The following is an 8,689-nucleotide window of genomic DNA, read 5'->3' on the forward strand; positions in this document are numbered from 1 at the left end:
CTTGAATTGCCTTTTTTGATTAGTCAGTGTGGTTAGTGGGCTTCATCCCAGTTTTTGCCTTGTCCAACATCAACAATTAACGGTACAGAAAGTTGCAGTACCGATTGCATGGTATCTGCAATTTTAGCCGCCAATTCATCTGCCATTGCTTCATCGACCTCAAAGACCAATTCATCGTGGACTTGCAATAATAATTTGGCATGTTGTTGCGGCAGCATTTTTTGAACTTCAATCATCGCCAATTTAATAATATCGGCGGCACTTCCTTGCAGAGGTGCATTAATCGCAGCACGTTCGGCAGCCTGCTTAATCATTTTATTACTTGCCGAAATATCTGGGGTATATAAACGCCGCCCTAAAATGGTTTCGACAAAGCCTTGCTCTGATGCTATTTGACGAGTGCGGTTCATGTATTCCAATACACCTGGGTAGCGTTGGAAGTAACGTGCGATATAACTGCGCGACTCTTCACGGCTAAAACCCAGCTGGCGAATGAGACCAAATTCAGACATCCCATACAGTAAGCCGAAGTTTACAGCTTTGGCTTGGCGGCGTTGGTCACTGGTAACATCTTCAAGCGCAATGCCTAATACTTCTGCTGCGGTACGCTGATGCACATCTTGCCCATGTTTAAATGCATGTACTAAAGCTTCATCTTGGGAAAAATGCGCCATTAAACGTAGTTCAATTTGTGAATAATCGGCTGCCAGTAAAACGCGCCCTTGGGGAGCAATAAACGCCTGACGAATTTGGCGACCAATTTCACCCCGAATTGGAATATTTTGTAAGTTTGGGTCGGATGATGATAAGCGTCCCGTAGCCGTCACTGCTTGATGATAACTGGTATGTACGCGTAAGGTATCTTCACTTGCTTGTTCAATTAAACGGTCGGTATAGGTGCTTTTAAGCTTGGCGAGACTGCGATGTTCTAAAATAATTTGGGCAATTGGATGCTCAATTTTCTCTAAAACACTTTCGCTGGTGCTATATTGTCCTGTTGCGGTTTTTTTGCCGCCTTTAATAGCCAGTTTATCAAATAAAATTTCGCCGACTTGTTTTGGCGAAGCAATATTAAAGCTTTGCCCTGCCAAGGTAGTGGCTTGGTCTTCTAAGCCCTGCATGGTTTTGGAAAACTCAGTACTCAGCTGCGACAAAAAATCAGGGTTCAGTAAAATGCCATTTTCTTCCATGTGTGTAAGGACTTCTGCTACAGGCATTTCAATGTTGTGCAGTATTTGGGTTAATTCTGGCATTGCTGCAAGTTTGGCAGACAAAACTTCAAATAAACGATACGTCACATGTGCATCTTCGGCAGCGTAGGGGGCAGCAATTTCAATTTCAATTTGGTTAAAGGTTTTTTGCTTCGCGCCTTTGCCTGCAATTTGCTCAAATGTGGTGGTCAAATGGCTTAAATATAAACGTGCGACATCGTCCATGCCGTGACGAGTTGCAGTGGCATTGAAGATGTACGAGGCCAACATGGTATCAAAATACCAACCTTTTAAATCAATGCCATGATTTTTAAAAATATGTGCATCGTATTTTAGATGATGGCCAATTTTTTTAACTTGGTCATTTTCTAAAATAGGTTTGATTTGCGCTAAGACCTGCTCACGATTCTGCTGTTGCGGAGCATGTTCATAATCGTGTGCTAAAGGGACGTAATAGGCATCCTTTGCATCAAAGGCAATTGAAAAACCGACCATTTGTGCATGACGATAATCTAAACTGGTGGTTTCTGTGTCAATGGCAAAGCGTGTAGCCTGCTGCATTCGTTGTAATAGGGCAGTCCAATCCGCATCGCTTAATACGGTATGATAGGTTGCCGCACCGATTTTATCGTCCTGACTGCTTGCTTGGGCATGGTTTGTACTTTGGCTTGTTGCCTCAGCCGTAGGTGCGGCAGCACGTGGTTGGTTTTGTGTATAGCGTTGATTATCTGGGTTGTTGGGGTGATCTAAAGACTGTAACTGATTACGAAATTCAAGTTCGGTATACAGCGAACGTAAACTTTCGACATTTGGATTGCCCAGTTTTAAATCATGCCAATCTAAAGTTAAAGGAAGGTCGCAAACAATACTTGCCAATTGATGATCAAGCGTAATGCCTTCAACATTGTCTTTTAAGTTTTGCCCAACACGTCCTTTAATACTGTCGACATTTTCTAAAATACCGCCAATGCTGCCATATTCATTGAGTAATTTGGCTGCGGTTTTTGCGCCCACGCCCGGAACGCCCATAATTCCATCCGAGGCATCGCCCATCAGGGTTAAGTAGTCAATAATTTGGTCGGGACGGACGCCAAATTTTTCAATTACACCTTCAACATTCAGCTGACGTTCCTTAAAGCTGTCCTCTAAGGTCACTTTTTCTGTGACCAACTGTGCCATATCTTTGTCGCCTGTTGAAATAAGCACATCATAGCCTTCAGCAACTGCACGATGGGTAAGCGTACCAATAATATCATCGGCTTCTGCACCAGGGAGCATATATAGCGGAATGCCTAAAGCACGAATTAAAGCATGCAAATAAGGAATTTGTTGTGCTAGTTCTTCTGGCATGCTTGGGCGATCACCCTTATAAATTGGTGAAAGCACATGCCGAAAAGTGGGTTCTGGTGTGTCAAAAATCACCGCCATATGTGTCGGATTCATTCGACGCATCAATTTTTGAATAGCAGAGATTGCACCACGAATCGCATTGGTGTGTAAGCCTGTTGATGTAATTAATGGCGGCACCGCGTGATAGGCACGAAATAAAAAATAAGACCCATCGACCAAAACAAAAGGTGGCATTCTCAAATTCCTAAAACAATATGCAGTTTATTTTACGTGAAAACGCAGCAGAATGCAGTTGATGAAATTTTAAGAAGGTTGCGTGTTACTTTTTTAAGTTTTAAGTTTTAAGTTGTGGGTCAAGATATTCAAAAATGAATGGAAATTTTGTCGTTAAAATAAATAAAGGTCGATATATTCGACCTTTATTTGTTGTGTATGCTCGTGCAGTTTTACTGTGGCGTATTCCGTAAAGATGGCACAGGTGCATCCACAAAGCCGATTTTAGGCACAGGAATTTCAATATTGTTTTGAACTAAGGCATTACGAATGCGTTCTTGTAAAGAATCTTTGACTTGTCCATGATTTTCTTGCTCGCACCAAACCGAAAATAACAGTTCAATGGAGGATTCCCCAAAAGCTGTGACCGACATTTCAGGTTTTGGTGTTTCGAGGACTAAAGGATGAGTATTTGCAGTATCGAGCAACACTTCACGGACTTTTGCTAAATTTTCGTGAAAACTAATTGCCAAGACAATGGGGATACGCCGAATAGGATATTTGGATAAATTCATCACAGGCGTTTTAATCAGTAATTCATTGGGTAAGCGCACATAAAGATTATCTAAGGTGAGTAATTTAACCGAAAGCAGGTCAATTGAAGTCACTTCGCCTTCAATAATTTGCCCTCGAATCATGGTCAGTTGAATGGTGTCACCGACTTCAAAAGAGCCTTCACCAATTAAAAACAAACCACTAATTAAGTTGGTGGCAGACGTTTGTGATGCGAAACCCAAAGCAACCGTTAAAATACCCGCAGCACCCAAAAATACACTGACTTTAAAGCCTGCTTCTTTGAGTCCGGCAATAATAAAAAAGATGAAAATGGTATAAAAAATACCACGTCGCCATACCATGCGCTGATGGGCGTTAAAGCGAACGCCAAAGGTTCGAATAAAGGTGTTGGAAACCAAACGGCCAATCACAAAACCTGTAAAGCAAATAAATGCAGCAACAACAATTTCACTGATTCTTTCTAGGTTAAAACTGGTAAAAATACCCTTGAGGCTAGAAATAATATCTTGTGGAATTTGGGCTTTATCCATAACTTTTCCTAGAAGAAAGAATCAAACATGTGGAACAGTGCGCTTTCAGGGTAGCGCGGCGCATGCATATATGTAACTTCACCTGCACGGGGCGGCGTGCGATTTTCAATTCGAATTCGTGGTGGCCGATCAGAGGATTCATGCATGACTTTAATATGTGATGTCCATAACCGATGGGTACTGTCACTATAAAATAATGGTAGGGCTGGCACAGGTACATTCATACGGTCAAAGCGTAACAACTCATGGCTGCTATTATGAAAAATAATAGGGGTTACTGCTCGAAATGCCCGCGGCTTTAACTGCTCAAGTTCAGTACGTCCATCAACTGCGGTGGCATAGCACAGTTCACCTGTACGTTTATCTGGGCCGAACCATGTGTCTTTAGGGCGAATAACAGGTAAATCAAATAGTGGGTCTTTTAATCCTTCAGCAAAACCTGAAATCCAAAGTGGTGTGCTGATATATAAGAGTCCACGTTGTCCAGCAGGAATATACATTGGATCGACAGGACGAATGACCACAGAACGATTGGCTAAGCGTGGCATTAAATGAAAGGTGTTGCCCATTTTTCTGAACATATAACGTTCCACGTGAATGGGGTGTGGAAGTGCAAAGTCAGGCTCTAAAATCTCCTCCCACGTTTGTTCATAATCAAACTGTATCTGTGGGCGGTGATATTCCATTCTCCATTCTTGTAAACCGCGCGTTAACCGAAAGAATAATGATCCAAATCGCCATGTGCGGGTTTGGAGCGGTTCAAAATGAAATTCGCCCCACCATTTTATATTGGGAAATTCACTTTCAGGAATAGAATCATCTATTGCCACAATGTTTTATCCTTCTAGTCAAAAAAGCATAGAAATGAAAATATTACAAAGTTGATTTGCGCGAGTATACGGGAATATTAAAATTGGTTTAAGTCAAAAAAAATCAAAATGGCTCAGTGCAACAGAATACATACACAAGTTGAAAAATAGATCAGAGCGATAGAAAATTAATATTGTAATAAGCGGCGATGTTGCATGAGTGGCATTGCGGCACGCATGTGCTGTTGCTGTACCAAGTCAAAATCAACCGTAAGATGTTGTAAACCTTCTGCTTCAATACGTGCTAGAACGTGACCTTCGCTATTTGTGGCAGCCGCATGTCCCCAAGTTTGACGTTTTTCGCCGTGCCAGCCTTGCTGTGCAGCGCCAAGCACATGGCACTGTGTGTCTATAGCCCGAGCCTGTAGGAGTAATTCCCAGTGTTTTTGACCTGTGGTGTAGGTAAATGCAGCGGGGGCAGTCAAAATATTGGCACCGCGTTGACGCAAAGTCAGTGCAAGTTCAGGAAAACGTAAGTCGTAACAAATCATTAAACCAAGTTGTCCAAAGGGCGTTTGCACCACAATGGGGTTATCGCCTGGCTCAAAGTTTTTCGATTCTTGGTAACCGCCAACGCCGTCGCTGACCTGTACATCAAACAAATGAATTTTGTCGTAACGTGCTTCGGTACCTTCAGGGCTAATGCATAAGCTGGTGGTGCGTACACGACCATCAGGGACTGGCATGCCATTTGGACGAAATGGGCAAGGAATTGTCCCTGCAATCATCCACATATTATAGCGGTGTGCCAATGCTTCAAGGCGTTGTTGCAGGCTTTCAAATTGCTCAGCTGTATCACGTTGTTTACCTGCTGCAAAACATAAAAAGTTTTCAGGAAATACAATCAGTGATGCACCATTTGCTTTACTCTGTTGCATCATGCGTTCTACATCAATGAAATTGGTTTCAATGTCATTTTGAGAATTCATTTGCACAACAGAAAGTAAAGTCATCGACAAAATCCTTTAAAATGGTGTTATCCGTGCTGAGATACTGCTAGTTGTGTCTCTTCTAAATATTCTTGTTGTTTTTCAAGTTGTTTAACTAGTGGTTCAAAAACATTTTGATTACTTTCATTTAGCTTCATCAATGTCTTATGTGCATCTAAAACCGTTTTAAGCATGGTGTGTTGATTGGTATTTTCATCAATAAGTGTGTGTGGACAAGCAACTGAATCACCACAATTTAAAACAATAAAAACCTGTCCAAGTCCCATGCTATTGGCCAAAGTGGTAATATCAGGATTGGTTGAAAGCATGACAGCTTGAATATTATGTGCTTGCTTTAGCTTAATGCCGAGCTTGGCTAGAATACCCAAAATAGTGCTATCAATAAATGTGGTTTGGGTTAGATCGACGACTGCACCGATAACACCTGTTTGTTGTTCAATCTTACTCAAAAGTTTGTCTAGACTGATACAAGATTGCGCGCGTACTTCTCCTACAATTTTGAAGAAATACGTACCATCTAAACTTGTATATTCAACATGACCTGTTGACATATATATGCCATTTTTCGAGGAGGATTAGAAATTATCCCATAGGGGCAAATTAGACTCAAGGGGGAGGTTGACTAAAAAATCACAAATAAAAGCTATCATACTGATTTTAAAATTATTTCATTCGGCACAAACTTAAAATGGCAATGTCATCTGCAACATGTGCAGGTGCTTTAAAGTTGTGATGCTGTAATTTTTCCACAAGTTGTTGAAATTGTTGGTTTAAAGTGCCATCGAATGACTCTAAAGCACCATCAGAGCAGACAATAAAACGCGAATTTCGGTTTAAAATACATTCAAATTCTTCAACTTCTAAGTCTTCGGTTAAGCCTAAAGGAAAGCTACTGGTGTTTAAGATTTGTGGTGATTGGTGTTCATCAAATAAAATAGCGGGTGGGTAATGTCCTGCACTTGACCAACGCAAATGATGGGTTTCAAAGTTTAAAATTCCCGTAATCATGGTAATGTGTTTTTCAATATTCTCTTGTAGCAACATGCCATTAAGCTTTTTAATCAGCTCGCGCGGGGTTTTAGAGCGACCATGAAACGCCGCCATCCATGAGGTCAATAAACTACTGGTTACACCATGTCCAGAGACATCAGCTAGATAAAACATAATTTCTTTATCGCTGATTTTCCAATAGTCATACCAATCGCCTGATAAATAGGCGGAAGGTTTAAAAAACGCATCAATTTTATAGTTGGCAATATCGATTGGATCGGGAAGCAGCTTTTTTTGGAGAAGTGCAGCAGAAGGTAAATCACGACTATCTTGATTACGTTTGTACTGTGCGTCAATTTTACTTAATGCCACAATTGGGTTTTTGGGCAGATTATACCAAATCCAACCTGCTAAAGCCCCTTGTTGCCAAGCTTCAGCCAATGCACTACCTTCATTTTCAAAGGCCAATACAATGGTGGGTAAAGTCCATTTATGGTTTAAATAGTCTTGAACATCTGCAATGGCGATAATGTTCTGATCGTATAGGTTGATGTCCTCGATATGAATCATTTGTAGACTCGGTAAAACATCTAGAACTTGTGCTAGATGTGGAATGGTACGAGTAGGTTGAATGAAATACATAAATAAGCGAACAATCCTTGCCTAATATCAAAACAGCATCACCATTATTCATCACAATGCGTTGAGATGAAAGAGTCTTTATTGACTCATACTTTCATCATCGACAAATGAAACTTGATCAGCACTGCCTTTTCGTTCAGAAATCTGAAATTTTTTACGTTGCAAATATGCATCCCGGATCGCAGCATAACGATCCCCTTGGAGTGAGCCATCAATATCTAACAAACCACTGCGTAAATCAATGCCAGCTAATGCAACATCACCCCAGTAAGCGCCTTTACTGTGCTTAAAGATAAAGCGTTGTGGCTGTGCTTGGAAGTCTGCTACAAAACCTAAGCCATCTCGAATAGTGCTAGGCCCGAGTATGGGTAGCATTAAATAAGGGCCAGAAGGAACACCATAATAACCTAATGTTACGCCTAGACTTTCAGATTGTTGATCTAAACCTAAACGTCGAGCAGGGTCGGCTAGGCCAAACGTAGTCAATGTGTTAATCGTGAAACGACCTAAAGTTTGTAGTGCTCTTTTAGGTTTCAATTGAATGGTTTGGTTTACCGCGTTCCACGGCTCTCCTAAATTATTTCTAAATTGGCGATAACTTCCACGAACTTCTTCGGGTACTTTTTCTTGATATTGCACTGCGATAGGGCGGAGCACATGTTGATCTAAAGCATCATTAAATACATAAACCTGACGATTGAATGATTGAAACGGATCTTTGACATTATCTGGCTGTGTTGCGTTTGCATCGACTTTTAATTCGGTGATGGTTTTATGTGAAATCTCTTTTAATCGTAAAAAAGGAGATGTGTGTGTAGATGTTGTTGTGGTTGTGATGGTACTTGTTGTTGCCGTATCTGTTGTTTGTACCGATGTGGATACAGAATCATCTGCCCAAGCAGCGCAGCTTAGACCAAGCAGACATAATGATGATCCGAAAATGGCAAGTTGATGCATGAATGCTTCCATTAATATATAGATATTTTATTGTGTATATTTTATAACATGAAAAATATAAAAAGTAGATTTATTCAAATTCTCATCTATAGCGACTTTAAATTGGCGCAAAAGTCTAAAAATAATAATTGATAAAAAACAGTTGTTTAGGTATTTTAAGTTTAAAGTTTATACGGTTGATAAAAAATAATTTAAAAAAAGCTTGTATTGGTTTAGAAATGCTGTAGAATGCACATCCATCGGCGGTGATGAGAAATAAAACTTGTTGATAAACAGGCAGTTAGCACGAAGTGCTGAATTGAATGATTATTAAATAAGTTAAAAATATTTCGAATTACTAGTTGACTTTCTTTTTAAAGAGAGTAATATGGCCGACCTAGCTTGATGATGACGAATCATTA

Annotated in this window: 7 protein-coding genes; all 7 read right to left on the reverse strand. The window is 40.5% G+C overall.

Annotated features, from left to right (window positions below; genetic code table 11):
- Positions 1 to 32 precede the first annotated feature (32 nt).
- Complete coding sequence (gene polA / locus FXN70_RS11740; protein WP_324647650.1) at positions 33 to 2,795, reverse strand: DNA polymerase I; 2,763 nt, start codon at positions 2,793 to 2,795, stop codon at positions 33 to 35.
- A gap of 212 nt (positions 2,796 to 3,007) precedes the next feature.
- Positions 3,008 to 3,880, reverse strand: coding sequence for a mechanosensitive ion channel family protein (locus FXN70_RS11745; protein WP_324647651.1), 873 nt, complete (start codon positions 3,878 to 3,880; stop codon positions 3,008 to 3,010).
- Positions 3,881 to 3,888: 8 nt separating this feature from the next.
- Positions 3,889 to 4,710 (reverse strand): hypothetical protein, encoded by an 822-nt coding sequence (locus tag FXN70_RS11750; RefSeq protein WP_324647652.1) that lies wholly within the window; start codon positions 4,708 to 4,710, stop codon positions 3,889 to 3,891.
- 167 nt (positions 4,711 to 4,877) lie between these two features.
- Positions 4,878 to 5,702 carry a carbon-nitrogen hydrolase family protein gene (locus FXN70_RS11755; protein ID WP_324647653.1) on the reverse strand — a complete coding sequence of 275 codons (825 nt, stop codon included), beginning with the start codon at positions 5,700 to 5,702 and terminating at the stop codon, positions 4,878 to 4,880.
- A 23-nt stretch (positions 5,703 to 5,725) separates the two neighbouring features.
- Positions 5,726 to 6,250, reverse strand: a complete 525-nt coding sequence (gene gigB, locus FXN70_RS11760) for an anti-anti-sigma factor GigB (protein ID WP_324647654.1) — start codon at positions 6,248 to 6,250, stop codon at positions 5,726 to 5,728.
- 112 nt (positions 6,251 to 6,362) lie between these two features.
- Positions 6,363 to 7,331: an RsbU family protein phosphatase GigA gene (gene gigA / locus FXN70_RS11765; protein WP_324647655.1), complete on the reverse strand. Its 969-nt coding sequence runs from the start codon at positions 7,329 to 7,331 to the stop codon at positions 6,363 to 6,365.
- A gap of 78 nt (positions 7,332 to 7,409) precedes the next feature.
- A complete protein-coding gene (locus FXN70_RS11770) occupies positions 7,410 to 8,288 on the reverse strand; it encodes a VacJ family lipoprotein (protein ID WP_324647656.1) in 879 nt (292 codons plus the stop codon).
- Positions 8,289 to 8,689: the final 401 nt, after the last annotated feature.

Source organism: Acinetobacter sp. MD2 (assembly GCF_035615575.1).
In the GTDB taxonomy this organism is placed as follows: Bacteria; Pseudomonadota; Gammaproteobacteria; order Pseudomonadales; family Moraxellaceae; genus Acinetobacter.

Coding starts and splice junctions, on each gene's coding strand:
- FXN70_RS11745 (WP_324647651.1), bottom strand. CDS start 3,880: ATGGATAAAGCCCAAATTCCACAAGATATTATTTCTAGCCTCAAGGGT.
- FXN70_RS11755 (WP_324647653.1), bottom strand. CDS start 5,702: ATGACTTTACTTTCTGTTGTGCAAATGAATTCTCAAAATGACATTGAA.
- FXN70_RS11770 (WP_324647656.1), bottom strand. CDS start 8,288: ATGCATCAACTTGCCATTTTCGGATCATCATTATGTCTGCTTGGTCTA.
- gigA (WP_324647655.1), bottom strand. CDS start 7,331: ATGTATTTCATTCAACCTACTCGTACCATTCCACATCTAGCACAAGTT.
- polA (WP_324647650.1), bottom strand. CDS start 2,795: ATGCCACCTTTTGTTTTGGTCGATGGGTCTTATTTTTTATTTCGTGCC.
- gigB (WP_324647654.1), bottom strand. CDS start 6,250: ATGTCAACAGGTCATGTTGAATATACAAGTTTAGATGGTACGTATTTC.